The sequence below is a fragment of the Actinomadura rudentiformis genome (assembly GCF_008923185.1).
Lineage (GTDB): Bacteria > Actinomycetota > Actinomycetes > Streptosporangiales > Streptosporangiaceae > Spirillospora > Spirillospora rudentiformis.
In genome coordinates this window covers 735,233-761,826 of the sequence record NZ_WBMT01000001.1, presented here as the reverse complement: position 1 = coordinate 761,826, position 26,594 = coordinate 735,233, and the positions used below count along the sequence as shown (strand labels likewise).

Here is a 26,594-nt window from a genome sequence, read left to right as displayed (position 1 = left end):
CGGCGGCGCACCACCCGGCCAGCAGCCCTTCGATCCTGGCTGACGGGGCGCCGCCGATCCCGGTGATCTCGCCCGCCGCGTACACGCCGGGGCTGGTGGTCAGCTGGTTGTCATCGACGCTCACAAACGCGGCGTCGCGTAGCTCGCAGCCTGCGGAGACCGGCAGCTCGAGCTGCGGGCTGAAGCCGTGCGAGACGCAGACGGCGTCCACCGGGACCGTCCGCTCGGTGCCGGGGATCACCGACCAGTCGGCGCGGAGCCGCGCGATGACCGCCTCCTCGACCCGGCCTTCGCCGCGTGCCTCGATGACGGCGCGGCCCATGCGGTAGGGAACGCGGCGCCGGGCGAGCAGGCCGATGTATCCGGCGAGCTCGGCGGCCTTGTCACCCTGGGTGGCCAGTTCCCACGGCCGCCGCGCCCAGCCGCGCGTCACCGTCGCGGCGGGATTGGCCTCCAGCACCTCCCGGATGGTGGACCCGGCCTCCAGGAGCGAGGCGGCCACCGGCAGGAGGAACGGTCCAGACCCGGCGACGACCACCTGGTCACCGACGATGAGGCGTTCGCCCTTGGCAAGGGCCTGGGCCGCGCCCGCCGTGAACACTCCCGGCAGATCCCAGCCGGGGAACGGAAGCACCCGGTCATGCGCACCCGGGGCGAGCACGAGCGTGTCGGCGCCGAGCACACGGCGCTCGCGACCCGACCCGTCGGCCGGACCGCGCAGCACATGGACGCGCGGCGGCCGCGACCCCCCGGGATCAGGCCGCTCCAGAGACCAGACCGAGCTCTCCGGCCACCAGTCGCAGCGCGGGTGGCCGAGCACGTGGCGGCGCATCCTGTCGAAACCGCGCCAGCCGTGGTGCAGGCGCTCGGGTCGTGCCGCGGCGAAGGCGTCCGGCAACATCCGGTGGTACTGGCCGCCGGGCTGTTCGGCGGAGTCGATCAGCGTGACCCGGGCGCCCGCGCGGAGCGCGGCGGCAGCGGCGGCGAGACCCGCCGGCCCGGCACCGACGACGGCGACATGGCGGGCCGTCATTCGTGCCCCGCTCCGGCCCGCGACTGCGAGACCACGATGTCGCCGTCCTGGGCGCGGCGGCGGCAGGCGCGCACGTCGCGGTCGTCGTTGACGGTGACCAGGCAGTCGAAGCAGACGCCGATCCCGCAGAAGACACCGCGCGGCGCACCGGACGGGCCCTGGCGCCAGGCGCGGCGGCCGCCGGCGAGCAGCACCCCGGCGATGGTCTGTCCCGCCACCCCCGCGACCGGGAGGCCGTCCATGGTGATCTCGATCGGCGTGTCCGGGCGGCGCCCGGCGGCATCGTCCTCGCGGCGGACAAGCCTGGCGTTCACAGGTCCTTCCCTTCGCCCAGCACGGCGGGCCGGTCCACCCGGAACGGCGCGGCGTCGATGTCGGGCCTCTGGCCGTGCAGCAGGTCGCGAAGGACGGCGGCGGTGCCGGCGGAGAGCCCGATCCCGGCGCCCTCGTGCCCGGTCGCGTGCCAGAGTCCCGCGAGCCGCGGGTCCGGCCCGATGACCGGGAGATGATCGGCCACGTACGGGCGGAACCCACCGTAGGCGCGCATCACCGGAACGCCGTCCAGGCACGGGAAGAGCCGCAGCGCCTTGCGCGCGATCACCGAGAGCACCTCGGGGCGGATCCGGTCGTCGAACCCGACCCGGCGGCGCGACGACCCCAGCAGGATCGTCCCGGCACGGGTCGACTCCACCACCGCCGACGACTGGAGCTCCTCCGCTCCGCTGCCGACCGCGCCCACGTAGTCGGCGTCGTAGACCTTGTGGAAGACCGTGGGCGGCATGGGCGCCGTCACGAGGATCTCACCGCGCCGGGGACGCACGTCGATGGGCGCGCCGAGCCTGCGTGCCAGCTCTCCCGACCACGGCCCGGCGGCGTTGACGAACACGTCGGCCTCGAAGGTGCCCGCGGAGGTGCGCACGGCGGTGACGCGTCCACCACGGACGACGCCCGCCAGGACGTCGCAGCCCGTGCGCAGCGCGGCTCCGGCGCGCAGGGCGCCAGCCAGCAGGACGCTCGCCGCTCCGGCGGGCTGGACCTGCGCGTCCTCGGGGTAGTGGACGGCGGCCGCGACGTCACGGGTGACGTTGGGCTCGGCCTCGGCGAGCGCGCCGGCGTCCATGGGTTCGGCCACGACGCCCGCCGCGCGCTGGCCCGCGGCGAAACGATCGAGTTCGTGCGCGCCGGCCTCGGTCGTGGCGACCACGATGCCGCCCTTGGGCTCCCATTCGACGGCGCCGGCGTCCGGATGCCCGGCGATGATCTCAGGCCAGAGCCGCCGCGACAGCCGGGCGAGCTCCAGCTCAGGGCCGGGCCCCTTGTCCGAGACGAGCACGTTGCCCTCGCCGTGGGAGGTGGTCGCCGCGGCGGGCCCGCCCCGGTCCAGCACAGTCACCGCGTGCCCGGCCCGCGCGAGCTCGCGGGCGCAGGCGGCGCCGATGATCCCGGCGCCCAGCACCACGACCCGCGTTCCAGTCACAGACCCTCCCGATACCGTTCGTTAAAGCGAACGATCCCGAGGCTAGGACGGCGCCCCGGAGACTGTCAACGATCGCCTGCGGCCGGCGTCACGGCGTTTCGACCAGGCAGGGCGGTTGCGTCCGGGTGCCATGAAGCCGCTGGTCAGTGCGGTATTGCAACAGGAGCACCGAACGCACCGGCCCTGCCAGGGCCGTGTAGCCGTGCGGGAGGCGGGCGTCGAAGCCGATGTAGTCGCCCGGCCCGAGCTCCACCTCGCGATCGTCCACCCGAACGACCAGCCGGCCTGCCTGCACGACGGTGTGCTCGGTCCCGACGTGGCCGAGCGAGTCCTGCCGTGAACCCGCCCGCACCTGCTGGTCATAGACATCGACGATGGCGTCGCCGGACTCGATGCCCCGCAGCGGCCGCAGGTCGATCCCCGCACCGCTGAGCACCTGCACGTCGGCGGAGCGCACGACGGTGAGCCCGTTCCCGCGCGGCTGGTCGAGCAGGTCGGAGATCGGCACCTCCAGGGCCCGCGACAGGCTGAACACCGTCTCGATCGTGGGGTTGCCCGACCCGCCTTCGAGCTGCGAGAGCGTCGCCTTTCCGATCTTGGAACGGCGGGACAGCTCCGACAGCGACAGCCCGCGCTCGATCCGGGCGCGCCTGAGGTTGGCGGCCAGCAGGTCCCGCACCGACTCTTCCGAAGCCCCCACGAGCCGCCTCCCTCATACTTCGTTCGCTTTACCGAACGAAGTATACGAACGACAGGCGCTTCACCCCGATCGTGAGGCCACCAGGGTGAGCACGTCGTACTTGGCCACCGAGGCGCCGTCCTGGTTGGTGACGTCGGTGTCCCAGCGGACCTCGCCGTATCCGGTGCCCGCGCGAGGGGTGATCTGCTTGGCGGTGAGGGTCACGGTCAGCTCGTCCCCGGGGTAGACGGGCGTGAGGAAGCGGAGGTTCTCCAGGCCGTAGTTGGCGAGCACGGGGCCGGGGTCGGGCGACACGAAGAGCCCTGCGGCGAACGAGACGACCAGGTAGCCGTGGGCGACCCGGCCGTTGAAGAACGGGTTGGCCTTGGCCGACTCCTCGTCCATGTGGGCGTAGAAGGTGTCGCCGGTGAACTCGGCGAAGTGCTCGATGTCCTCCAGCGTGACCGTGCGCGGCCCGCCGACGGCGGTGTCGCCGACGCGCAGGTCCTCCAGATGCTTGCGGAAGGGGTGCTCCTCGGTGACGGTCCGGTCGGTGCCGGGGACCCAACGGCCGGTCAGGGCGGTGAGCATGGCCGGTCCGCCCTGCACGGCGGTGCGCTGCATGTGGTGCAGGACGCCGCGGATGCCGCCCATCTCCTCGCCGCCGCCGGCGCGTCCCGGTCCGCCGTGGACCAGGGCGGGCAGGGGCGAACCATGGCCGGTGGACTCCTTGGCGTCCTCGCTGTTGAGCACGAGCAGCCTGCCGTGCCAGGGTGCGATGCCCAGGACGACCTCGCGCGCGAACTCCGCGTCGGCGGTGACTATCGATCCGGCCAGGCTGCCCCGGCCGCGCGCCGCCAGCTCCACGGCCTGCCCGGCCCCCGCGTACGGGATCAGCGTGCTGACGGGGCCGAAGGCCTCCACCTCGTGTGGTTCGGAGCGGCCGGGGTCGTCGGCGCGCAGCAGGATCGGGGACATGAACGCGCCGCGTTCGGCGTCGGCGTCCACCGGGCTGATGTGGTCCGGGTCGCCGAACGCCGCGCTGCCGGCGTCCAGCAGGGCCTTGAGCGAGCGCCGTACCTCCTCGCGCTGGTCGAGGCTCGCCAGCGCGCCCATCCGCACCTCCGGGTTGGCCGGGTTGCCCACGGTCACCTTCGCCAGCCGTTCCCGCACGGCCTCCGCGACGTCGTCCATCAGCGGCCCGGGCACCAGGGCGCGGCGGATGGCCGTGCACTTCTGGCCCGCCTTGACGGTCATCTCGGTGACGAGCTGCTTGACGAAGAGATCGAACTCCTGCGTTCCGGGAGTCGCGTCCGGGCCGAGGATCGAGCAGTTCAGCGAGTCCGCCTCGGCGTTGAAGCGGACGGAACGGCCCACCACGGTGGGGTGGGTGCGCAGCCGCTGGGCGGTGGAGGCCGACCCGGTGAACGCCACCAGATCCTGCTCGGTCAGGTGGTCGAGCAGGTCACGGGCGTCGCCGCAGACGAGCTGCACCGACCCCTCGGGCAGGATGCCGGACTCCACGACGAGCTCGATCATGCGCGCCGACAGGTACGCGGTCTGGCTGGCCGGCTTGATCAGGCTCGGCATTCCGGCGAGGAAGGCCGGCGCGAGCTTCTCCAGCGGTCCCCAGACCGGGAAGTTGAACGCGTTGATCTGCACGGCCACGCCCAGCATGGGGGTGCAGAGGTGCTGGCCGACGAAGGTGCCGCCCTTGCCCAGCGGTTCCACGTCGCCTTCGACGAGGAAGGTGTCGTTCGGCAGCTCCCGGCGGCCCTTGCTCGAATAGCCGAACAGCACGCCGATGCCGCCGTCGATGTCGAACTTGGAGTCGCCCAGGGTGGCGCCGGTCCGCGCCGACAGCTCGTACAACTCGTCCCGGTGCTCCCGCAGATGCGAGGCGAGGGCCTTGAGCAGCGCCGCGCGCTGGTGGAAGGTCAGCTCACGGAGCGCCGGCCCGCCCGTCCTGCGGCCGTACTCCAGGGCGGCGCCCATGTCCACGCCCGCTGAGGAGATCCGGGCGATCTCCTCGCCCGTCACCGCGTCCGGCAACGCCACTCCCTCGTCTGCTGGAGAGTGCCAGGAACCGGACACATAACTGCGCAGCGCAACCACCGGGGACCTCCTCGTCCGCGTTCGTCTCAGCATCTTCCTGCCACGATTCCCGGTCTGTCACGCCTCGGAACCCGGAAGCGGGGCTACCTCCGAGGTAATCGCCACCGCTACCGGCCCCCTCATAGCGTCGGGGGCGCCGGGAACGAAAAGACACTGATCCTCCGGAAGGGGAACTCCGATGACCACCACGCGCTCTGTCACCGATGCCGGGATCTTCGCCGACGGCCGCAGGCTCATGAAGGTGGCCCTGCGCCTGGACGCGGTGGTGACCGGTGCCAACGGCCTGGCCTATCTCGCGCTTGCCGGGCCTCTCGACGATCTCCTCGGGCTGAGCACCGCCCACTCCTACGCGCTCGGGGCCTTCCTTCTGGCCTACGCCGCCGCGGTCTGGGCGATCTCGGTCCCCGCCAGGGCCAACCGCGTCGCCGTCACCGCGGTGATCGAGGCCAACCTCCTGTGGACGGTGCTGAGCGTCGTCACGGTCGTCGCAGGATGGTTGTCGCTGAACGCGGTCGGTGCGACCTGGGCGATCCTCCAGGCGGGGACCGTCGCGGGCTTCGCCGGAGTTCAGTACCTGGCACTGCGCCGAAGCCGCTGAACGGTCCCCGCAGTTGGACGAGCGGGCCTCAGCCTCAGGAGGCGTGGACGTCCCACGCCTCCTGGCGGACCTCGAGGTGCTCGGAGCGGCGCAGGGTCTCCAGCAGTTCCCGCCATTCGGGCGCCCAGTCCGCGTCGGGACCTGCTCGTTGGACGATGGTGACGGCGAAGAGCCCGGCCACGAGATGGCCCTCGCCCGCCAGCCGACGCGCTGCCGGCAGGAGAGCGGGCGGCTCGGTCCGCCAGCGGAACCGCGACAGGAGGCTGCCGCCCGCAAGCCGTCCCGCGTGGGCGGGTCTGTCCCGGAGCAGGTGTGCGAGACCGGCCAGTTCGTCGGCGAACCTTTCCGGAGACGGAGCGTTCCCGGCGCCGGTGGGCGCGGGCAGCAGCGATACGTACAGCCTGGCGGCATGTGACACGTAGAGCGGATCGGCGGCCAGCCGCTCGGCCGCCCGGCGCGCGAGCGCCTTCCGGCTCGGGGTCCTGTGCCCGGTGAGGGACGAGGTGATCCGGTCGATCCGGGCGCGGGCGACCTCGTCGAGTCCGGTGGCCAGCAGGCGGTCGAGCACCGGGAGCACCTCCTCGCCGAGTTCGCCTGTGCCGAGCAGCGCGAGCAGGACCGGCATCTCGGTCTTCTCGGCGGGCGCCGCGGGATCACCGACGGCTTCGAGGATGTCGGCGTAGCCGCCCTCGTACCAGCGAGCCCATGTGGCGAACGCCCGCGCGGCACGGAACCGTACGCCTGGAAGCTCCGAAGCCCCCAGTAGGCTCCGGACCAGCGCCGCGTACCGTGGCCGATGCTCGGGACCGTACTCTGCGGGTTGCGCCTGGTAGAGCGTGCGCAACAGCAGTTCCCCGGCGTACGGACCCGCCGCGTCGCCGAGCGCCGCCAAGGCCCGCGGATCCTCGGGCATCCAGCGCAGCGCGACCGCCACGGCCACCCGCACGTCCGGATGCAGCCCTGGATCCCGCCAGGCCCGCAGCAGGACGTCGGCGGCGCCCTCTGTCCGATGCCGCGCGAGCTGCCGCGCCGCCTGCTTGCGCACGGTCACCTTGCTGTCAGGCCCAGACAGGGCCTCCGCCATGAGCGGACCGAGGATGGACGGCCGTACCGACTCGCCGCAGCGTGCCATCGCCGCCACGGCCACCTTGGACGTGAGCCCTCGCGCATGCGCCAGGAGGACCGGCAACGCCTTGGCCGGCTCGTCCGAGTGCGCGAGTGCCTCGATGGCCGCCTCCGCCAGAACGCCGTCGGCATGGCCCGCCAGAGCCGTCAGCTCGGCAAGGGTCCCCGGCAGGCGTCCCAGCGATGCGATGGCGGCCGTCCTCGCCGTGGACGGCATGGTCTCGTCGCGGGCCGTGTCGCTCAGGACCGCCCGGACCCGGGCGCGCTGGCCCGGCGTCCATCGGCCCGCCTCCCCCGCGCCGACTTCGGGCACCCGATCACCGTTACCGTCCAGCAGCGGAAGCAGGAGGTCGGTCCGGCGCCGGGAGACCGCGCGCCAGACTTCCGGGACGGCAATGACGGCCGGATCGTCGGCGAGGAGTCCGGCGACCCGGTCGTCGCGGTCGGGTGCGTACGCCAGCCATAGGCACGCGGCGGAATGGGCAAGCGGCTCCGGCGCCTCCAGGGCCGCCCTCCGCAGATCGTCTTGGAGCTCGACGAATCCGGTCGCCCTGCGGCCGAGAGACCACGCCAGCCACACTGCGGGTTCGAAGTCCTGACGCTCGCGTGCCGCGCGAAGATGCGGTCGCAGCCTCTCCATGAGTTCCGTTTCCTGGCCACGGCGCAGAACGAGGTCCAGCTCGAAGTCGACCAGCGCACCGGCACCGTGACGCGCGAACAGCTTCTCGTACACGCCGAAGGCCCACGCCGTGAGGGCAGGGGACCGCTCAGCCTCGTGGTGCCGCAGGATGCGGGCCGCCAGGGCGCGCAGCGCGTGTCTCGTCTCTTCCGAACTGTCGCGGGAGTCGACCGCGGCGATCGCGAGCGCCTCCAGCTGTGGAGCGGAGGCGTCGGTCAGAAGAGCCGGGCGGACCTTCGCCAAGGCGGTGAGCAGAGCGCCGCGCAGCGGATCCTGATCGTTGACGGTGCGGTGGACGAGTTCCACGACCCGCCCTTGCAGGATCTCTGGATCGCCGGTGCGGGCGGCGCACTCCACGAGCAGGGTCCGCGCCGTCCCGCGCCGTCGCCGGTCGCCGCCCAGCGCCGCCTCCCGGAGCGGCTCGGCGGCCTCCTCGTATGGGAGATGTGCGGTGAGCTTGAGCGGGATCTCCGGGTCGTCGAGCCGGGAACGCGCCGAATGCCAGACCGAGCCGTGCCAGTCGAGCATCCGTCGTGCCTCGGCGGCCGCCCGCGCGGGCGGCAGCCATGCCAGTACCTCCCTGGCGTGCAGTCCTGGGAACTCACCGCCCCTGCGTTCGAGCACGGCGTCGTACACCGGCTCGCGGCGGCTCGGCGGCAACGCCTTGAGAAATCCGGGAAGCCTGTGGGCATCCGTCGGAGCTGCGGCGAAGAGTTCCTCGTCCGGGCACGCGCGCCACTGTGCGTCGCTGGCGACGGACATGCCCGGGCGGCGCCGGGAACCGCTGCGCAACAACCGTCCGGCGCGGGAGGCGTCCGCAGCGAACAGCGCGGTGATGACCTGCGCCGGAAGCGACACGGCCCGGTTGCCGAGCTCGTGTTTCTCCATCAGCGACATCGCGCGCAGCGGCTCGGCCAGCGCGGCCGCAGCCAAGGCGGCCCTGCTGCGCTTCAACAACCGGTTCGGGTAAGCGGCCTGGCGCAGATCACGGTCGGCGGCGTCGAGGAACGCAATCGGATGGCGCGCGCCGAGGGCCCGCCACGCGGTGACGCCGTGCGCCAGGTCGGGGAGCATCTCCGCGACGACGTCCGCCGAACAGGCCGGAAGCAGCGCGCCGGCCTCACGCTCGCCCCATCGTTCGCGGACCTCGGGCAGCAGCCGATCGGCGAGGGTCTCCCGCCGTCCGTGCAGGAGCGTCCGGTAGAACGCCCGGCGCAGATCGGTCGGAGCGTCGTCGAGGACCGCCGCCGCCGCGTCGTCGGAGACCGGAAGCGTTCGTACGGCTCGCAGGGCCGCCCGCCGCAGCCGCAGATCAGGGCCTGCGAGGACGGACTCGATGTGGGTCAGGTCGCGCGCCGCCATGGCCATGTGCAGGGCGGTACGGCGTTCGTCGTGTTCTCGTGCGGCGAGCTCCCCGAGAAGGGAGCGGAACGCCGGGCTCCCCCGGTGACGTCGCGCGTGGAGCGCGAGTTCACGCATGCGCCGCGGGTAAGGGAGAGGTTCGACACGTGCCAGCAGTTCGTCAGCCGGTGTCCTGACCGGCCACGTGGGGCTCAACGGCCCGGGCGGAGACCGCCCTTCCTGGAGATCATGCCGACGATGATGGCCGATCCTTCGCCGTCCGGCAACCCGGGTCACCGTCGAACATCATCAACCGAACACGGTGACACTTCGTTAAAGATCGTCATAAGCTCCTCCCGCATCCACTGATCGGCCAGAGGAGCACCATGCCCCCGGATCCGGCGAGCGAGCCGGCCCTTTCCGCCTGCCCGTGGCCCGAACTGCCGCCCGGCCCGCTCGGCCCGCCCTCGCCCGCGTTCGCGGCACGGCACGCCGAGGCGCCGTTCGCGCCCCTCACGCTTCCCAGCGGCGACCGCCTCCGCGCCGTGGTCAGGCACGAGGACGCCCGGCTGGTCATGGCGCACTCCGCCGCCAGCCGCGACCTCCGCTATCCGGGCGCGCCGCGGATCTCCAAGGGCCTCAGCCTGGAGGACGACCCGACGGCGATCCTCAACATGGACCCGCCCGAGCACACCCGGCTGCGCCGGATCCTGTCGGGCACGTTCACGCCGCGTCAGGTGGAGACGTGGCGGCCCCGGGTCGCAGAGATCGCCGGTGAGCTGGCGGCCGGGCTGGCCGGCGGCGCCGGCGACCTGGTCGAGGACTTCGCCTTCCCGCTGCCGAGCCTGGTCATCTGCGAGCTGATGGGCGTGCCGGCGCAGGACCAGCCGAGGTTCCGGCGCTGGACGGGCATGTTCCTGTCCACCTCGGACGGCACGGCCGACGACCGGATGACCGCGGCCATCGAGTTCATGGGATACGCGGGCGAGCTCGTCGCGGCGCACCGGGAGAACCCGGGCGACGACCTGATCGACGTCCTGGTCCAGGCCCGCGACGCCGGCGACCGGCTGAGCGAGGCCGAGCTGACCGGCCTGGTCTTCGGGCTCATCCTGGCCGGGCACGAGACGACCGCCTCGCTGATCTCACGCGGCGTCTTCCGGCTGCTGACCCATCCGGACCAGTGGGCGGCGCTGACGGCGGACCCGGCGCTGGTCCCGCGGGCGGTCGAGGAGATCCTGCGGTACGACGGGCCGGGCGGCTACGGGGTGCTGCGGCGCATGACCGAGGCCGTGGAGCTGAGCGGCGGGCGGGTGGAGGCCGGTGAGGCGATCTTCCTGATGCTGCCCGCGGCCAACCTGGACCCGGCCGTCTTCGCCGAGCCGGAGCGGTTCGACATCACGCGCTTCGGCGCCGGCGAGGCGCCGCAGCAGAGCCATCTGAGCTTCGGTCACGGGCCGCACTACTGCCTGGGTGCGAACCTGGCCCGGGTGGAGTTGCAGGAGGCCTTCCGCGCCCTGGCGAACGGGCTACCGGAGCTGCGGCTCGCGGTCGATCCCCTCGACGTCCCGTGGACGGCGGAAGCCATCATTCATCGTCCGGTCACGCTGCCGGTCCAGGGAGGCCACCGGTGAACGAGATGTCCGCCCAGCGGTCCATCGACGGGGTCAACGAGCAGGTGCCCAACGTCGCCCGGATCTACGACTACCTGCTCGGCGGCAAGGACAACTACGCCGCCGACCGCGACGCCGCGGAACGGCTCCTCGCGGCGGCGCCCGAGACGGCCGGCACGGTCCGGGAGAACCGCGCGTTCCTGCGCCGGGCCGTACGGCGCCTCGCGGCCGAGGGCTTCCGGCAGTTCGTCGACATCGGCGCGGGCCTGCCCACCCAGGCCAATGTGCACGAGGTCGCGCGGGAGATCACACCGGACGCCCGGGTCGTCTACGTCGACAACGATCCGGTCGTGGTGGCGCACGGGCGGGCGCTGCTCACCGACTCGCCCCGGGTCACGGTGCTGGAGGGCGACCTGCGCCGGCCGGCGCAGGTCCTCGCCGAACCCGCGCTCCGCGCGCTGATCGATCTGGGCGAGCCCGTCGCGGTCCTGATGCTCGCGGTCCTGCACTTCGTGACCGACGACCAGGACCCCGCGGGGATCGTCCGCCGCGTCCGGGGCCTGCTGCCGCCGGGCAGCGCGCTGATCCTCAGCCATGTCACCAGCGAGGGCAACCGCGCGGAGGCGGCGAGCACCGCCAAGAACGTCTACGACCGCTCCACCGCCTCGATCGCGCTGCGGACGCGTGCGGAGATCCTCTCGTTCTTCGAGGGCTTCGAGCTCGACGAACCCGGCCTCGTCTACGCCCCCGAGTGGCATCCCGACGGCACGGTCCCCTTCGTCCGGCACCCGGAGGCGTCGTTCCTGTTCGCAGGCGTCGGCCGCCTACCCCGGTGACAGAGTTGCCTCAGTGACAGAGCCACCTCATGACAGAGCCACCTCAGTAACAGCGGGCGCGCCGCGTCACGGGTTGAGGAGGACCTTGATGGCGCCGTCCTTCTTCTTCTGGAAGATCTCGTATCCGTGCGGAGCCCGGTCGAGCGGGAGCTTGTGGGTGGCCAGATCCTCCACGCCGAGCGGATCGCCGTCGCCGGTCAGGAGCGGCATCAGGTCGTCGATCCACCGCTTGACGTGAGCCTGGCCCATCCGCAGGGTGATGCCCTTGTCGAACATCTGCAACATCGGAAGCGGATCGGTCATCCCGCCGTACACGCCGACGATGGAGATGGTGCCGCCACGGCGCACGATCTCGATGGCGTCGTGCAGCGCCGCGAGCCGGTCCACGCCCATCCGCGACATCAGCGGGGCGGCGGCGCGGTCCGGCATGAAACCGGTGATCGTGTGGGCGAGCTTGCCGAACGGCGAGCCGTGCGCCTCCATGCCCACCGCCTCGATGACCGAGTCGGTGCCCCGGCCGCCGGTCATGTCGCGGATCGCCTCGGGCACATCGCTCGTCCGCGCGCCGTCGACGACCTCGATGCCGTGCCGCCGCGCCATCTCCAGGCGTTCGGGGACGAGATCGACGCCGACGACCTGGCGGCCGCGGTGACGCGCGATGCGGGCGGCCATCTGCCCGATCGGGCCCAGCCCGAGCACCGTCACGCTGCCACCCTCGGGGACGTCGGCCAACTCGAAGGCCTGCCAGGCGGTCGGCAGCACGTCGGACAGGTAGAGGAACCGCTCGTCCGGCGGCCCCTCCGGCACCTTGATCGGCCCGAACTGCGCCTGCGGAACGCGCAGGAACTCGGCCTGCCCGCCCGGGACCTCTCCGTACAGCTTGGTGTAGCCGAAGAGCGCCGCGCCCGTGCCCTGCTCGCGTACCTGCGTGGTCTCGCACTGCGCGAACAACTTCATGTCGCACATGTGGCAGTGGCCGCAGGAGATGTTGAACGGGATCACGACCCGGTCGCCGGCGCTGATGTGCGAGACGTCCGCGCCGACCTCCTCGACGATCCCGATCGGCTCGTGCCCGAGCACGTCCCCCTCGCCGATGAACGGCCCCAGAACCTCGTAGAGATGCAGGTCCGAGCCGCAGATCGCGGTCGTGGTGATCCGCACGATCGCGTCGGTGGGTTCCTTGATCGCGGGATCCGCGACCTCGTCGACACGGACGTCGCGCTTGCCGTGCCAGGTGACTGCCTTCATCGGTCTCTCCTCCGCTCACGTGGGCGGCTCACGACGACGGCTTACGACGGCGGCGCCGGAACGGGCCGCTCGGCCAGCGCGGTGGCGACGGCGACCAGGTTGGACGCCATGGCCCGCCCGGTCGTGATCGACCAGTCGCGGCCCTCGTCGCTTTCCAGAAAGCTCGGACCGGGTCCCGGGCCCCTGTTCCAGTAGGTCCAGGCCTGTCCGGGGATCGTGTAGCCGAATTCGTTGAGCGCGCCGCTGAGATTGTTGATGACATGGTGGGCGCCGTCCTCGTTGCCGGTGACGACCACGCCCGCCACCCGGTTGTAGAGGACGGGACGGCCGTCGTCGTCGGTCTCCGACAACATGGCGTCCATCCGTTCGATCACCCGCTGGGCGATCGAGGACGGCTGCCCCGCCCAGGTCGGCGACGCCATCACGAAGATCTCGGCGTCGAGGATCTTGCGATGCACCTCCGGCCAGGGATCTCCGGGCCCGAGATCGGTCTGCACTCCCGGCGGGATGTCGAGATCGACGGCACGGATGGTCTCGACCTCGACCTTGCGTTCCCGCAGCTCCTCGATCACCACGGCGGCCAGTGCCTCGGTGTTGGACTGCTCGGGCGAGCGCTTCAGCGTGCAGTTGATGACGACGGCCCGCACGGGGACTCCTCTGCGTCGAAGGGTGCTGTCGATGGGCGCTTGCGGCTTCCCCTACCCGGGCGACGCCCCGCAAACGCGGGGCTCAGTAACCGTCCAGGCTCGCGCGGGCCTCGGCCACCGCGCGCGGCACCGGACGGCGGGCGCCGAGCACGGACGGCAGGGCGCGGACGGCGTCGGCCATTCCACGCCGGCCCTCCGGGGTGCGCAGCGAGCCGGCGGCCGCCTGGGCGAGCGCGGGCAGCGGACGGCGCAGCCAAGCGGTCAGCAGGCGGTTCCGTGCCTCCCGGCGGCGGCGCCAGCGGTGGTCACGGCCCTGCGTGGCGGGGTGGTGATGGACGACGAGTTCGGGCAGGTACGCCTGGCCCCAGCCCGCGGTGGCGAGGTCGAGCGCGAGCAGTTCCTCCTCGCCGCCGAAGTGCAGCAGCTCGGAGAAGCCGCCGACGCCGAGGAAGGCGTCGCGGCGGACGATGATCGAGCAGGCGAGATAACCGAGGACGGCCTGGCCCGGCAGGCCCATGGGACGGCCGAGGGGTGAGCGCGCCATGCCGCCGGACACGGGATCCAGCCGTCCCTCCTCGCCGACCAGGACGCGGGCCGCGAGCAGCGCGGTGCGCGGATGGGCGTCCAGGATCTTCGTCGCGTGGTCCAGCGCGCCGGGCGCCCACCAGGAGTCGTCGTCGGCGAACGCCACGTACCGGGTGGTGGCCTGCTCGACCCCGATGTTGCGCGCGGCGGCGCCGAGATTGCTGCCCAGGCGCACGAGGCGCGCGCCCGCGTCCACCGCCACCTGCGCGGTGCCGTCGCTCGACGCGTTGTCCACGACGATGACGGGCACCGTGTGGTGGCGCAGGCTGCGGCGCAACTCCTCCTCGCGGTCCTTCGTGGCCACGACGATCGTCACGTCGGCCATTCCTCCCCCTCACCGGAACGTCCCCAGGGCGTCTCTCAAAGTCAGCTGACGTACTGCCGCGCGCGGGAGCGCCGCTGCGGTTCGTCCAGCGTGCGCAGCCACTCCTCGACGTGCCGCGGCAAGGCCCGCCGTTCCCGCAGCACCCATGGGATCCCGGCGGCCGCCTCGACGAGCGCGGCGCCGGTGACCCGGTCACGCGGAAGCGCGCCGAGCAGGCGCCCGGTGCGGAGCAGCGCGGTGGCGGGCGGCCGGCGGAGCCAGGTGGTCCAGAGCGTGTTGCGGATGCCGTGGCGGCGGCGCAAATGGGGGTCGCGGAGGCGCGAGGGCTGGTGATGCACGAGGACGTCCTCGGCGTAGCAGAGATGCCAGCCCCGCGTCAGCAGGTCGGCGCTGAGCAGTTCCTCCTCGCCGCCGAGCCACAGCCGGGGCGAGAATCCCCCGGCCGCGCGGAAGGCGTCAGCGCGGACCATCGAGGCGCCCGCCAGGAACGAGCCCAGCACCGGCCCCGGCAGTCCCGCCGGACGGGGCAGCGGCGAGCCGCGCAGCTCGGCGACGATCGGGTCCTCCCGGCCACCGGGCTCCACGAGGATCCGGCCGGTGATGACGGCCACCCGGGGGTGGGCGTCGAGCAGTTCCGCCGCGCGGGTCAGGGCACCGGGCTCCCACCAGGTGTCGTCGTCGCAGAACGCCACGTACGGGGTCCGCACATGGTCGACGGCGACATTGCGCGCGACCGCGCCGAGGTTGGTCTTCGACCGCAGCAGCACATACTCGGGGAAGGCGGCGGCGACGGCGTCGGGAGAGCCGTCCCGCGAGGCGTTGTCGACGACGATCACCGGCGGGCGTTCGGGCAGGTCGCGCAGTTTCGCCAGAGTGGCGAGCAGGCTGTGGCGCCGGTCGCGGGTGATGAGGACGACGGTGACACGCATGAACCGCCCTTACCCCGACGATGCGGGCACAACCGCCACAGAGAACATCTCAGGTCACACGGCAAACTCCCGATAAATACGGCCCCACTGTTCGTTATGTGCACGGCAAGAGTCCTGGAACGCGTGGTTTGCGCATACTTCGTCGGGTAAGGCAAGCAACTGCGGAAACACCTATAGGTGATTTGCCGAGCCGACTCCGGCTCGCGGGCAGGCCGATGCCTAAGACGCAGGCATCCTCCGCCCGACCGATGGGCTGAGCGCCGTGCCCATGGTCAGTCCTGCCATGCCCATGGCAGCTTTCCCGTCATCAACGGAGATCTCGCATGCGCATTCTCGGTATAAATTCCATTTTTCATGATCCCGCAGCCGCTCTCGTGGTCGACGGACGAGTGGTCGCCGCGACGGACGAGGAACGGTTCAGCCGCCGCAAGCACGGCAAGCGCCCGGTCCCGTTCTCGGCCTGGGAACTGCCCGAGATGGCGGCCCGCTGGTGCCTTGAGCACGCCGGGCTCGAGGCCGGCGACATCGACGCGATCGCCTACTCCTACGATCCCGGGCTGGCGGCGCGCGGAACGCCGGGTCACGACCGGCACTGGGAGCAGCTGAGGACGCTCTACGCGCAGCGGGCCCCCTATTTCCTGGCCACGGCGCTGCCGGGCATCGACGCGGGCTCTTTCCGCTATGTGCCCCACCACATCGCCCATGCCGCGTCCGCCGCGCTCGCCGCTCCCGGTCCCGGCGACGGTGACGTGCTGGTGCTCGACGGCCGTGGCGAGGCTCATTCGCACCTGTCCGGTACCTACCGCGACGGCGTCCTCACGAGGTTGAGCGCGCAGGCGCTCCCGCACTCGCTGGGACTCATGTACGAGGAGCTCACCCAGCACCTGGGCTTCCTGCGTTCGAGTGACGAGTACAAGGTGATGGCGCTGGCCTCGTACGGCGAACCGCGTTTCCTCGACGAGATGCGCAAGCGGGTGCGCGCCACCGCGGACGGCGGGTTCGCCGTCGATCCGATCGACTGGGGCGCACTCGCCAAGGCGCGGCGGCCGGATGGCGGGATCACCGAAGGCGACACAGTGATCACCAAGGGCGACACCGAGATGACCGACGACCATGCGGATCTGGCCGCCAGCGTCCAGGCCCGGCTGGAAGAGGTCATCCTGGATCTGGCGGCCTGGCTGCAGGGCCGCACCGGCTCGCGCCGGTTGTCGATGGCCGGCGGCGTGGCGCTGAACTGCGTCGCCAACTCGCGCCTCGCCGAGGCGGGGATCTACGACGAGATCTGGGTGCAGCCGGCGGCCGGCGACGCCGGCACGGCACTGGGCGCGGCGTTGCACCTCGCCCAGGAGGCCGGTGAGCCGATCGAGGCCATGCCCGGCGCCGCGCTCGGCCGGGGATGGGACGACTGGGAGCTGGCCGCCCGCCTCGACGCCGCCCGGATCCCCTACGAGCGCCCGGACGACCTGGCCGCCGCCGTCGCCGACGCGCTGGCGCGCAACGAGATCGTCGCCTGGTTCCAGGGACGCAGCGAATGGGGGCCGCGCGCCCTCGGCCACCGGTCCCTGCTGGCCCACCCGGGCCACCCCGGCAACCTGGAACGGCTGAACGCGGTCAAGGGGCGCGAGCAGTTCCGTCCGATCGCGCCGATGGTCGCCCTCGACCACGCCGCGGAGATCTTCGAGGGGCCGCTGCCCAGCCCGTACATGTTGTTCGTCCACCGCGTCAAGGCGGAGTGGCGCGACCGGATCGCGGCCGTCGTCCATGTGGACGGCACCGCGCGGATCCAGACCGTCTCCCCCGCCGACGACCCGCTCGTGGCCGACCTCCTTGAGGCCTTCCGGGTCCGCACCGGGCTGCCCGTCGTGGTCAACACCAGCCTCAACACCGCGGGCAGGCCGATGGTCGACGACCCGCGCGACGCCCTCGAGTGCTTCGGATCTGCTCCGGTCGACCTGCTGGCCATCGGCCCGTACGTCGTCCGACGCCGGGAGGTGTTCGCCGGATGACCGCGCCGCCGAGCTACACGGTCGTCGTGCCCACGGTCGGCCGCCCGAGCCTGCGCACGCTGATCGAGTCGCTCGCGGCCGGGTCCGGGCCGCAACCCGCCGAGGTCCTCATCGTCGACGACCGGCCGGCCCCGGGGGCGCCACTGCCGCTCCCGGCCACCGCCGGCGACACCGTGCGCGTGCTCCGTTCCGGCGGCCGCGGGCCGGCCGCCGCCCGCAACACCGGCTGGCGCGCGGCCACGACGGAGTGGGTCGTGTTCGTGGACGACGACGTCGTCCTCGCACCCGACTGGCCCGCCCGGACGGCCGCCGATCTCACCGGTCTCCCGGACGATGTCGGCGGTGTCCAGGGAAGCGTGCGGGTGCCGCTTCCCTGCGGGCGCCGGCCCACGGACTGGGAGCGGAACACCGCCGGGCTCGCCCGCGCCTCATGGATCACCGCCGACATGGCGTACCGCCGCTCGGTGCTCGCCGACATCGGCGGGTTCGACGAACGTTTCCGCCGTGCCTACCGGGAGGACTCGGATCTGGCGCTGCGCGTCATGGACTCCGGGCACCGCCTGGTGCGCGGCGGGCGGCAGGTGACACATCCGGCGCGGCCCGCGGGCTTCTGGGCGTCGCTGCGCGTCCAGGCGGGCAACGCGGACGACATGCTGATGTGGCGGATGCACGGCCGCGGCTGGCGGGACCGCGCCCGTGCCGGGCGGGGTCGTTTCCGCCGCCACCTGGCCGCCACCGGCTCGGGGCTGGCGGCGCTCGCGGCCTGGCGTGCCGGCGCCCGGCCCGCGGCCACGGCGGCGGTCGTCCTATGGGCGGCGCTGACGGCGGAGTTCGCCGCGGCCCGCATCGCCCCGGGACCCAGGACCCCCGCCGAGATCGCCCGGATGCTGGTCACCAGCGTGGCCATCCCGCCCGCGGCCGTCTGGCACCGGCTGCAGGGCCTGGCCCGGCACCGGAACGCGACGCCCTGGCAACGGGCGCGGGTGGTGCTCTTCGACCGGGACGACACGCTGATCCGCGACGTCCCGTACAACGGGGACCCGGCGCGGGTCGAGGCGATGCCCGGCGCGCGCCAGGCGCTCGACCGGCTGCGCCGCCGCGGCCTGCGGATCGGCGTGGTCTCCAACCAGTCGGGCGTCGCCAAGGGCCTGATCGGCACCGCCGACGTGCACCGGGTCAACGAGCAGGTCGAGCGGGTGCTCGGCCCGGTGGACGTCTGGGAGTTCTGCCCCCATGACGACGCCGACGGCTGCCGGTGCCGCAAGCCGGGACCGGCCATGATCGAGGATGCGGCCCGGCGGCTGGGCGTGATCCCCTCCGAGTGCGTGGTCATCGGTGACATCGGCCGGGACATGGACGCGGCCGAGGCCGCCGGGGCCCGCGGCATCCTGGTGCCGACCAGCCGGACCCGGCTGGAGGAGATCGCCCGGGCCGCCGAGGTCGCACCCGACCTCGGCGCCGCCGTGGACCGTGTCCTCGGGGAGAGGCGGACGCGGTGAAGGTCCTCGTCGTGCGCCTGGACAACCTCGGGGACGTGCTGCTGTCCGAGCCCGCCGTGCGCGCCGTCGCGGCGCGGGCCGACGAGGTCGTGATGCTGTGCGGCCCGCGCGGCCGAGCGGCCGCCGACCTGCTGCCCGGCCTCGACGGCGTCATCGAGTGGTGCGCGCCGTGGATCGACCCCGAGCCGGGCCCGGTCGAGGCCGCGGCGGTGGACGGGCTCGTCCGCGCCGTCCGCAGGTTCGACCGTGCCCTCATCTTCACCTCGTTCCACCAATCGCCGCTTCCGCTGGCGCTGCTGTTCCGCCTGGCCGGGATCCCCTGGATCGGCGGCATCAGCGACGACTATCCCGGATCGCTGCTCGACCTGCGGCACCGGTGCGAGGACGACATCCCGGAGACGCTGCGCATGCTGGCGCTCACCACGGCGGCGGGCTTCCCGGCGCCCGCCGACACCCGGCCGCGGATCCGCGGGCAGCTCCCCGACATCACCGCGCTCACCGGCGGCCCCGGCTACGTCGTCGTCCATCCCGGTACCTCGGTCCCCGCGCGCGCCTGGCCGCGTGAACGCTGCGCCGAGGCGGTGGCCAGGCTCGCCGCGTCGGGTCATCGCGTCGTCGTGACCGGTCACCGTGACGAGAAGGAGCTGACGGCGTACGTCGCGGGCACCGACGGCCTGGACCTCGGCGGCAGGACCGCCCTTCCCGAGCTCGCGGCGGTGCTGGCGGGGGCCGACGCCGTGATCGCCGGGAACACCGGCCCGGCCCATCTGTCGGCGGCGGCCGGCACCCCGGTGGTCTCGCTGTTCGCGCCGACCGTGCCGGCCGCCCGGTGGGCGCCCCATGGAGTGCCGGTCGCGCTGCTGGGCGACCAGGAGGCGCCCTGCCGTGACAGCAGGGCCCGGGAGTGCCCGGTGGAGGGGCATCCCTGCCTGTCCTCCGTCACGGCCGGCCAGGTCGTCGCCGCGTTGGAGGAGCTGATCGCCCGATGAGAGTACTGCTCTGGCACGTGCACGGATCGTGGGCGACGTCGTTCGTCCATGGCGAGCACACCACGCTCGTACCGGTCACCCGGGACCGCGGCCCCGACGGGAAGGGCCGCCCGGAGACCTTCACCTGGCCGGACGATGTACTCGAGGTGCCCTGCGACCGGCTGCGGGACGAGGACGTCGACGTGGTCGTCCTCCAGCGGCCGCACGAGCTCGCCCTCGCCGAGGAGTGGCTGGGCAGGCGGCCCGGGCGCGACATCCCGGCCGTCTACGTCGAGCACGACACCCCGCGCCGGACCGCGGCCGACGCGAGCTCGCCGGGCGAGGTGGTGCCGGACAGCCGCCACTTCCTGCATGACCGATCGGACATCCCGGTCGTGCACGTCACCCATTTCAACCAGCTCTTCTGGAACTGCGGCCGGGCGCCGACCATGGTCGTCGAGCATGGGATCGTCGATCCGGGTTACCGGTTCGAGGGCCACTGGCCGCGCGCGGGCGTGGTCGTCAACGATCCCCTGCGCCGCGGCCGGGTGGCCGGGACCGACCTGCTCGCCGAGTTCGCCCGGAGCGTCCCGATCGACCTGTTCGGCATGAACGTCGCCGACGTCCCAGACCGGCTGGGCATCCCGGCCGAGTCGCTGTGGACCTTCGAGGACCTGCCGCAGCACCAGATGCACGCCGAGCTCGCGCGCCGCCGCGTCTACGTCCACCCCTACCGGTGGACGTCGCTCGGGCTGGCGCTCATCGAGGCCATGATGCTCGGCCTGCCGGTGGTGGCCCTGGCCACCACCGAGGCGATCGAGGCCGTGCCGCCCGAGGCGGGCGTGCTGTCGACCCGGGTCGACACCCTCACCGCCGCCGCCCGTTCACTCGTCGCCGACCCGCTCCGCGCCCGCCAGATGGGCAAGGAGGCGCGGGCGGCCGCACTCGAACGGTACGCACTGCCGCGCTTCCTGCGCGACTGGAACCGCATTCTCACGGAGGTGACCCGATGAAGATAGCCATGGTCTCCGAGCACGCGAGCCCGCTCGCCGCCGTCGACGGGCTGGGCGGCGCGGACGCCGGCGGGCAGAACGTGTTCGTCGCCGACCTCGCCACCGAGCTCGGCAGGCAGGGACACCACGTCACCGTCTACACGCGGCGGGACGCCGCCGACCTGCCGTCGCGGGTCCGGCTGGCTCCCGGAGTGACCGTCGAGCACGTCCCCGCCGGGCCGCCCGAGCCGGTGCCGAAAGACAGGCTGCTGCCGTACATGCCGGACTTCGGCCGCTACCTGGCGGAGCGGTGGTCGAACGCGCCGCCGGACGTCGTCCATGCCCACTTCTGGATGAGCGGGGTGGCGGCGATCCAGGCCGCCGACGCGCAGACGCCGCGGCTGCCGGTGGTCCAGACGTACCACGCGCTCGGCACCGTCAAGCGCCGCCACCAGGGCGACAAGGACACCAGCCCGCCCGGGCGCATCCGGCTCGAACGGGCGATCGGCCGGACGGCGGACGCCGTCATCGCCACCTGCTCCGACGAGACCGGTGAGCTCATCCGGATGGGCGTCCCGAGGACCCGGATCACCGTGGTCCCCTGCGGAGTCGATCTGAAGCGGTTCGTTCCGCACGGTCCCGCCGACCCGGCCAACGGCAGACCCCGCCTCGTCGCACTGTCCCGGCTGGTCGAGCGCAAGGGCGTCGACACCGCCATCGAGGCGCTCGTCCGCGTGCCGAAGGCCGAACTGCTCGTCGCGGGCGGGCCTCCCGAGTCGCAGCTCGACGGCGACCCGGAGGTCCGGCGGCTCCGCGGCGTCGCGGCGGCGGCGGGCGTCACCGGCCGGGTGTCCTTCCTGGGCCGGGTGGGCCGGAACGACGTCCCCGAGTTGCTGCGGTCGGCCGACCTGGTCGTCACGCTGCCCTGGTACGAGCCGTTCGGCATGGTGCCGCTGGAGGCCATGGCGTGCGGGGTGCCCGTGGTGGCGACCGGTGTCGGCGGCCACGTCGACACGGTGGTCGACCGGGTGACGGGCGTCCACGTACCGCCGCGCCGCGCCGTCCAGGCCGCGAGCTGCATCCGGGACCTGCTCGCCGACCCCGCACTCCGGGCGGCGATGGGGGTGGCCGGAGCGGACCGGGCGCGGTCGTGCTACTCGTGGGAGCGCGTCGGCCGCGACACGGTCTCGGTCTACGAACGGGCCATGGCGCGTTGCGAGGTGCCGGTATGAGCCCGCGCGTCGCCACCTTGCAGGAGCAGAGACTGGAGGCGCTGGCCGACGCGGCGCTGCGGTTCCGGGAGTGGACGCCGACCGTCACCGCGTGGGGACGCCATCTCGGCCACGTGCTCGGCCGCGGCGGCAGGCTGCTCGCCTGCGGCAACGGCGGCAGCGCGGCCGAGGCCCAGCATCTGACGGCCGAGCTGGTGGGACGTTTCGAGACCGACCGCCGCCCCCTGTCCGCGATCCCGCTGCACGGCGACACCTCCGCGGCCACCGCCATCGGGAACGACTACGGCCCGGTCAACGTCTTCGCCCGCCAGGTCCAGGCGCACGGGCGCACCGGCGACGTGCTCATCTGCCTGTCCACCAGCGGCCGCAGCCCCAACGTGATCGCGGCGGCCCACGTCGCCCACCGGATCGGGATGACCGCCTGGGCGATCACCGGGCCCGGCCCCAACCCGCTCGCCACGGCCTGTGACGAGGCGATCATGGTGGACGCCCCGGCCACGTCCACCGTCCAGGAGATCCACCTCGCCGCCGTCCATCTGCTCTGCGGTGTGGTCGACGAGACCTTGGGAGTGTCGACGTGACACGGCGTAGCGAAATGAGCGCGTGGGACGACGTGAGCGCGCCGCTGGTCGTCGTAGGCGACGTCCTGCTGGACATCGACATCGCAGGAAGCGCCCGGCGGCTCTGCCCCGACGCTCCCGTCCCGGTCATCGAGCAGGCCACCGAACTGCCCCGGCCAGGTGGGGCGGGGCTCGCCGCGCTGCTGGCGGCGGCAGACGGCCGCGAGGTCGTGCTGGTCGCCGCCCTCGCCGACGACGAGCCCGGCCGGCGGCTGCGCGCACTCCTCGAACCGCACCTCGAGGTCGCAGCCTTCCCACTGCACGGGACCACCCCCTGCAAGGTGCGCGTCAGGGCCCAGGACCAGTCCGTGGCGCGCCTCGACACGGGCGACGGCGAAGCGCGCGACGGGCCCGTCGGCCCGCGCGTCACCGAGGCGCTCGGCCGGGCGGCCGCCGTCCTGGTCTCCGACTACGGGCGGGGCGTCACCCGGCACGCCGCGGTGCGGACCCTGCTCACCGAACTGGCGCCCGACGTCCCGATCCTCTGGGACCCGCACCCCCGCGGCGAGGCGCCCGTACCCGGCACGCGCCTGCTGACCCCCAACGAGGACGAGGCCGCCCGCCTCACGGCCCGCGACAACGTGCAGATCGAAGGCTCGGGATTGTCGGCCACCACCCGCCGGGGCCGTTACCTCGCCGAACGCTGGGGCCTCGAAGGCGTCGCCGTGACGCTGGGCGCGAACGGCGCCGTGCTCTGCAACGGCGAGCCTGAGCCGTTCCTTGCGCCGGCGGAGGCCGCGCCGGGCGACCCGTGCGGCGCCGGTGACAGCTTCGCGGCCCGGACCACCGAGGTGCTCGGCGACGGCGGGTCGCTCACCGAGGCCGTCAGCGCCGGGGTCCGGCGGGCCTCGGACTTCGTCAAGTCGGGCGCGGCCTCGGCCGTCGCCGAACGGCTGGCCCGGACGGGCTCGCCCCGGATCCCGCCGCAACGCGGCGACGACGCCTGGGACGTCATCGAGCGCACCCGGCGGGCGGGCGGCACGGTCGTCGCGACCGGCGGCTGCTTCGACCTGCTGCACGCGGGGCACGTCCGCCTCCTCGAACAGGCCCGGAGGCTGGGCGACTGCCTCATCGTCTGCGTCAACTCCGACGCCTCGGTGCGCCGCCGCAAGGGCTCCGGCCGGCCGGTGACACAGTCCGCGGACCGCGTCCGCGTCCTGCAGGCACTGGCGGCGGTGGACGCGGCGGTGATCTTCGAGGACGACACCCCGGTCCCCCTCATCGAGCGGCTGCGCCCCGACATCTGGGTGAAGGGCGCCGACTACGCCGGAAGCCCGCTGCCCGAAGCCGACACCGTCCGCCGCCACGGCGGCGAGGTGGTCCTGCTGCCGCTCCTCGAAGGACGTTCCACCACCCGACTGCTGGCGACCACGAAGGGAATCACCTCATGAACGTGCTCATCACCGGCGGCGCCTCCGGGCTCGGGGCGGCCGTCGCCCGCCGGATCGCCGACGACGGCGGGCGCCCGCTGGTCATCGACCGCCATCCGCCCAAGTACGACGTCGAGAACATGCAGGCCGACCTCACCGACCGCCCGTGCACGGAACGCGCCGTGCACAGCCTGGCACGGCAGGCGGGCGGCCTGGACGCGGTGGTCACCGCCGCGGGCATCGACGCCTGCGGCACGCTGGCCGACATCCCCGCGGAGGACTGGGAGCGGGTCATCCAGGTCAACCTCATGGGCACCGCCGCCGTGGTGCGCGCCGCCCTCCCCTACCTCGTGCACGCGCCGAACGGCCGCGTCGTCACCTGCGCGTCCACGCTGGGGCTCAAGGCGCTCAGCGACGCGACCGCCTACTGCGCGTCCAAGTTCGGCGTGGTCGGCTTCACCCGGGCGCTGGCGGCCGAGCTGGCGGGCCAGGTCGGCGTCACGATGCTCGTGCCGGGCGGCATGGACACCGCCTTCTTCGACGGCCGCGACGAGCAGTACAAGCCCGGGCCGGACGCCCAGCTCAACCGGCCCGAGAACGTGGCCGCCGCCGTGGCGTTCGCGCTGGCCCAGCCGCCCGGCTGCGAGGTGCGCGAGCTGGTGGTCTGCCCCGCGCGGGAGCCGTCGTGGCCCTGAGGGGCCCGGACGTCCTGGTCCTGCGGGCGCTCGGGCTGGGCGACCTGCTGACCGCGGTGCCCGCGCTGCGGGCGCTCCGGCGCGGCCTGCCCGGCCGGAACCTGATGCTCGCGACGCCCTGGCCGCTGGCCCCGCTCGCACTGCTCACGGGCGCCGTGGACGACGTCCTGCCGACCCCTGACCTGGACCGGCTTCCCGCATACGGGCCGGTCAGCCTCGCCGTGAATCTCCACGGCAGCGGCCCGCAGAGCCATCGCGCGCTGCAGACGCTGCGGCCGGGCCGGCTGCACGCGTTCGCCCATCCGGACGTGCCCGAGGTGGAGGGTCCGGCGTGGGACCCCGGTGAGCACGAGGTCGCGCGGTGGTGCCGGCTGGTCGCCGGACTCGGCTGCGACGCCGACCCCGACGATCTCGACCTGCCGCCGCCGCCCCGGAAGTCGCCGGCGCCCGGAGCGGTGGTCCTGCACCCCGGTGCGGGCTTCCCCGCCCGCCGCTGGCCGCTGGACCGCTTCGCGGCCGTCGCCGCGGCCCTGCGCGCCCGCGGCGAGCGGGTCGTGGTGACCGGCGGGCCCACCGAGACCGGGCTCGCCCGGGAGGTCGCCGCGCGGGCCGGGCTCGGTCCCGGTGCCGACCTCTCCGGTGGCACGTCCCTGCTCGAACTGGCCGCCCTCATCGCCGAGGCCCGACTGGTGATCTGTGGCGACACCGGCACCGGCCACCTCGCCACCGCTTACCGCACCCCGTCGGTCCTGCTGTTCGGCCCGACGCCGCCGGACCGCTGGGGCCCGCCGGAGCGGCCCGAGCACCGGGTCCTCTGGATGGGACGGCAGGGCGATCCGCACGGGACCGAGCCCGACCCGGGCCTGCTGGAGATCTCCACGGGCCGGGTGCTCGACGCGGCCGTGCACCTGCTGACGGTCCCCGCACACACTCATGATCAGGAAGGAGCTCACCATGACACCTCGGCGCGCCGTCGTGACGGGAGGAGCGGGGTTTCTCGGATCCCATCTGTGCCAGGCACTGCTGGCCCAGGGGTTCGCCGTCGTCTGCCTGGATAATCTGCTGACGGGCGCCGCCCGCAACGTCACGCACCTGACCGGACGGGGGGACTTCGAGTTCCAGAGGCGCGACCTGACCGAGCCGATCTGGGTGTCGGGGCCGGTGAGCCACGTGTTCCATTTCGCCTCCGCCGCCTCTCCGGCCGACTACCTCCGCTGGCCGATCCAGACGCTGGACGTCGGCAGCCAGGGCACCCGCAACGCGCTCGAACTGGCCGAGAACAAGGGTGCGCGGCTGGTCCTGGCCTCCACCTCGGAGGTGTACGGCGATCCGCTGGAGCACCCGCAGGCCGAGTCGTACTGGGGCAACGTCAACCCGATCGGGCCGCGCAGCGTGTACGACGAGGCCAAACGGTTCGGGGAGGCGCTCACCGCCGCGTTCCGCGAGTCACGCGGGGCCGACACGGCGATCGTGCGCATCTTCAACACCTACGGCCCGCGGATGCGCCCCGACGACGGCCGCGCCATCCCGACGTTCATCCGGCAGGCGCTGGCCGGCGAGGCGCTCACCGTCACCGGGGACGGCTCGCAGACCCGCTCGATCTGCTACGTCGACGACACGATCCGGGGCATCCTGGCACTGGCGCTGTCGGACCACCCCGGGCCGGTGAACATCGGCAGCCCCTACGAACTGTCCATGGCCGACCTCGCCCTGCTGATCATCGAGCTGACCGGCTCGCGGTCCAGGCTGCGGTTCATCGAGCGGCCCGTGGACGACCCGGCGGTGCGCAGGCCCGACATCGGCCTCGCCAAGGAGGTCCTCGGCTGGGAGCCGGAGGTTCCGGTGAAGGAAGGCCTGCGAAGGACGATCGAATGGTGCGCGAGAGAGCCGCTGCCCGCCCGTTCGGCGTGATCCGGGCAATCCGAGTGAGGTAGTTCGTCCTGGGTAGGGCGTCCCTGACAGAGGAATCGCACGAAAGGAGCGAC

General features: G+C 73.1%; 23 protein-coding genes. 13 read left to right on the top strand and 10 right to left on the bottom strand.

Going from position 1 to position 26,594, the window contains the following annotated elements:
- The 5 genes from F8566_RS03600 to paaZ all read right to left on the bottom strand — a co-directional run.
- Positions 1-1,033, bottom strand: a 1,033-nt coding sequence (locus tag F8566_RS03600) for an NAD(P)/FAD-dependent oxidoreductase (protein WP_151557824.1), incomplete at its 3' end; no start/stop codon positions are given.
- Positions 1,030-1,347, bottom strand: coding sequence for a (2Fe-2S)-binding protein (locus tag F8566_RS03595; RefSeq protein WP_151557822.1), 318 nt, complete (start codon positions 1,345-1,347; stop codon positions 1,030-1,032). The genes F8566_RS03595 and F8566_RS03600, both read right to left, overlap by 4 nt.
- Positions 1,344-2,510, bottom strand: a complete 1,167-nt coding sequence (locus tag F8566_RS03590) for an NAD(P)/FAD-dependent oxidoreductase (RefSeq protein WP_151557820.1) — start codon at positions 2,508-2,510, stop codon at positions 1,344-1,346. Before F8566_RS03590 ends, F8566_RS03595 begins: the two co-directional genes overlap by 4 nt.
- An 88-nt stretch (positions 2,511-2,598) precedes the next feature.
- Complete coding sequence (locus tag F8566_RS03585; protein WP_151557818.1) at positions 2,599-3,210, bottom strand: helix-turn-helix domain-containing protein; 612 nt, start codon at positions 3,208-3,210, stop codon at positions 2,599-2,601.
- Positions 3,211-3,270: 60 nt separating this feature from the next.
- On the bottom strand, positions 3,271-5,304 hold the full coding sequence (paaZ, locus tag F8566_RS03580) for a phenylacetic acid degradation bifunctional protein PaaZ (protein WP_151557816.1): 2,034 nt from the start codon (positions 5,302-5,304) through the stop codon (positions 3,271-3,273).
- Positions 5,305-5,482: 178 nt separating this feature from the next.
- Here paaZ and F8566_RS03575 point away from each other — a divergent pair, with 178 nt between their 5' ends.
- Entirely contained in the window at positions 5,483-5,902 is a 420-nt protein-coding gene (locus tag F8566_RS03575; RefSeq protein ID WP_192809490.1) for a hypothetical protein, read from the top strand.
- A 34-nt stretch (positions 5,903-5,936) separates the two neighbouring features.
- Here F8566_RS03575 and F8566_RS03570 read toward each other — a convergent pair whose 3' ends face one another.
- On the bottom strand, positions 5,937-9,185 hold the full coding sequence (locus F8566_RS03570; RefSeq protein ID WP_151557814.1) for a HEAT repeat domain-containing protein: 3,249 nt from the start codon (positions 9,183-9,185) through the stop codon (positions 5,937-5,939).
- Positions 9,186-9,433: 248 nt separating this feature from the next.
- Here F8566_RS03570 and F8566_RS03565 point away from each other — a divergent pair, with 248 nt between their 5' ends.
- On the top strand, positions 9,434-10,678 hold the full coding sequence (locus F8566_RS03565) for a cytochrome P450 (protein ID WP_151557812.1): 1,245 nt from the start codon (positions 9,434-9,436) through the stop codon (positions 10,676-10,678).
- 5 nt (positions 10,679-10,683) lie between these two features.
- Positions 10,684-11,493, top strand: coding sequence for an SAM-dependent methyltransferase (locus F8566_RS03560; protein ID WP_151558010.1), 810 nt, complete (start codon positions 10,684-10,686; stop codon positions 11,491-11,493).
- 66 nt (positions 11,494-11,559) lie between these two features.
- Here F8566_RS03560 and F8566_RS03555 read toward each other — a convergent pair whose 3' ends face one another.
- From F8566_RS03555 to F8566_RS03540, 4 genes are all read right to left on the bottom strand, one after another.
- Positions 11,560-12,741 (bottom strand): zinc-dependent alcohol dehydrogenase, encoded by a 1,182-nt coding sequence (locus F8566_RS03555; protein ID WP_151557810.1) that lies wholly within the window; start codon positions 12,739-12,741, stop codon positions 11,560-11,562.
- 41 nt (positions 12,742-12,782) lie between these two features.
- Positions 12,783-13,388 (bottom strand): flavodoxin family protein, encoded by a 606-nt coding sequence (locus F8566_RS03550; protein WP_151557808.1) that lies wholly within the window; start codon positions 13,386-13,388, stop codon positions 12,783-12,785.
- An 82-nt stretch (positions 13,389-13,470) separates the two neighbouring features.
- On the bottom strand, positions 13,471-14,298 hold the full coding sequence (locus F8566_RS03545) for a glycosyltransferase family 2 protein (RefSeq protein ID WP_151557806.1): 828 nt from the start codon (positions 14,296-14,298) through the stop codon (positions 13,471-13,473).
- A gap of 41 nt (positions 14,299-14,339) precedes the next feature.
- Entirely contained in the window at positions 14,340-15,227 is an 888-nt protein-coding gene (locus tag F8566_RS03540) for a glycosyltransferase family 2 protein (RefSeq protein WP_151557804.1), read from the bottom strand.
- Between the two features lie 323 nt (positions 15,228-15,550).
- Between F8566_RS03540 and F8566_RS03535 the strand changes: the two genes are divergently transcribed.
- Genes F8566_RS03535 through F8566_RS03490 form a run of 10 tightly spaced genes read left to right on the top strand, consistent with a single transcriptional unit; the run spans position 15,551 to position 26,520 of the window.
- Positions 15,551-17,233 (top strand): carbamoyltransferase family protein, encoded by a 1,683-nt coding sequence (locus tag F8566_RS03535; RefSeq protein ID WP_151557802.1) that lies wholly within the window; start codon positions 15,551-15,553, stop codon positions 17,231-17,233.
- Complete coding sequence (locus F8566_RS03530) at positions 17,230-18,732, top strand: HAD-IIIA family hydrolase (protein WP_151557800.1); 1,503 nt, start codon at positions 17,230-17,232, stop codon at positions 18,730-18,732. Before F8566_RS03535 ends, F8566_RS03530 begins: the two co-directional genes overlap by 4 nt.
- A complete protein-coding gene (locus tag F8566_RS03525; protein ID WP_151557798.1) occupies positions 18,729-19,721 on the top strand; it encodes a glycosyltransferase family 9 protein in 993 nt (330 codons plus the stop codon). The genes F8566_RS03530 and F8566_RS03525 overlap by 4 nt, the downstream gene beginning before the upstream one ends.
- Positions 19,718-20,713 carry a glycosyltransferase gene (locus F8566_RS03520; protein ID WP_151557796.1) on the top strand — a complete coding sequence of 332 codons (996 nt, stop codon included), beginning with the start codon at positions 19,718-19,720 and terminating at the stop codon, positions 20,711-20,713. The genes F8566_RS03525 and F8566_RS03520 overlap by 4 nt, the downstream gene beginning before the upstream one ends.
- Positions 20,710-21,924: a glycosyltransferase gene (locus tag F8566_RS03515; protein ID WP_151557794.1), complete on the top strand. Its 1,215-nt coding sequence runs from the start codon at positions 20,710-20,712 to the stop codon at positions 21,922-21,924. The genes F8566_RS03520 and F8566_RS03515 overlap by 4 nt, the downstream gene beginning before the upstream one ends.
- Positions 21,921-22,505 (top strand): D-sedoheptulose-7-phosphate isomerase, encoded by a 585-nt coding sequence (locus tag F8566_RS03510; RefSeq protein WP_151557792.1) that lies wholly within the window; start codon positions 21,921-21,923, stop codon positions 22,503-22,505. The genes F8566_RS03515 and F8566_RS03510 overlap by 4 nt, the downstream gene beginning before the upstream one ends.
- A complete protein-coding gene (gene rfaE2 / locus F8566_RS03505) occupies positions 22,502-23,935 on the top strand; it encodes a D-glycero-beta-D-manno-heptose 1-phosphate adenylyltransferase (RefSeq protein ID WP_225992829.1) in 1,434 nt (477 codons plus the stop codon). Before F8566_RS03510 ends, rfaE2 begins: the two co-directional genes overlap by 4 nt.
- The gene (locus tag F8566_RS03500; RefSeq protein WP_151557790.1) at positions 23,932-24,609 is read left to right on the top strand and encodes an SDR family oxidoreductase; all 678 of its coding nucleotides are present in this window, start codon (positions 23,932-23,934) and stop codon (positions 24,607-24,609) included. The genes rfaE2 and F8566_RS03500 overlap by 4 nt, the downstream gene beginning before the upstream one ends.
- A complete protein-coding gene (locus tag F8566_RS03495; RefSeq protein WP_225992828.1) occupies positions 24,600-25,667 on the top strand; it encodes a glycosyltransferase family 9 protein in 1,068 nt (355 codons plus the stop codon). The genes F8566_RS03500 and F8566_RS03495 overlap by 10 nt, the downstream gene beginning before the upstream one ends.
- A complete protein-coding gene (locus F8566_RS03490) occupies positions 25,564-26,520 on the top strand; it encodes a UDP-glucuronic acid decarboxylase family protein (protein WP_225992827.1) in 957 nt (318 codons plus the stop codon). The genes F8566_RS03495 and F8566_RS03490 overlap by 104 nt, the downstream gene beginning before the upstream one ends.
- Positions 26,521-26,594: the final 74 nt, after the last annotated feature.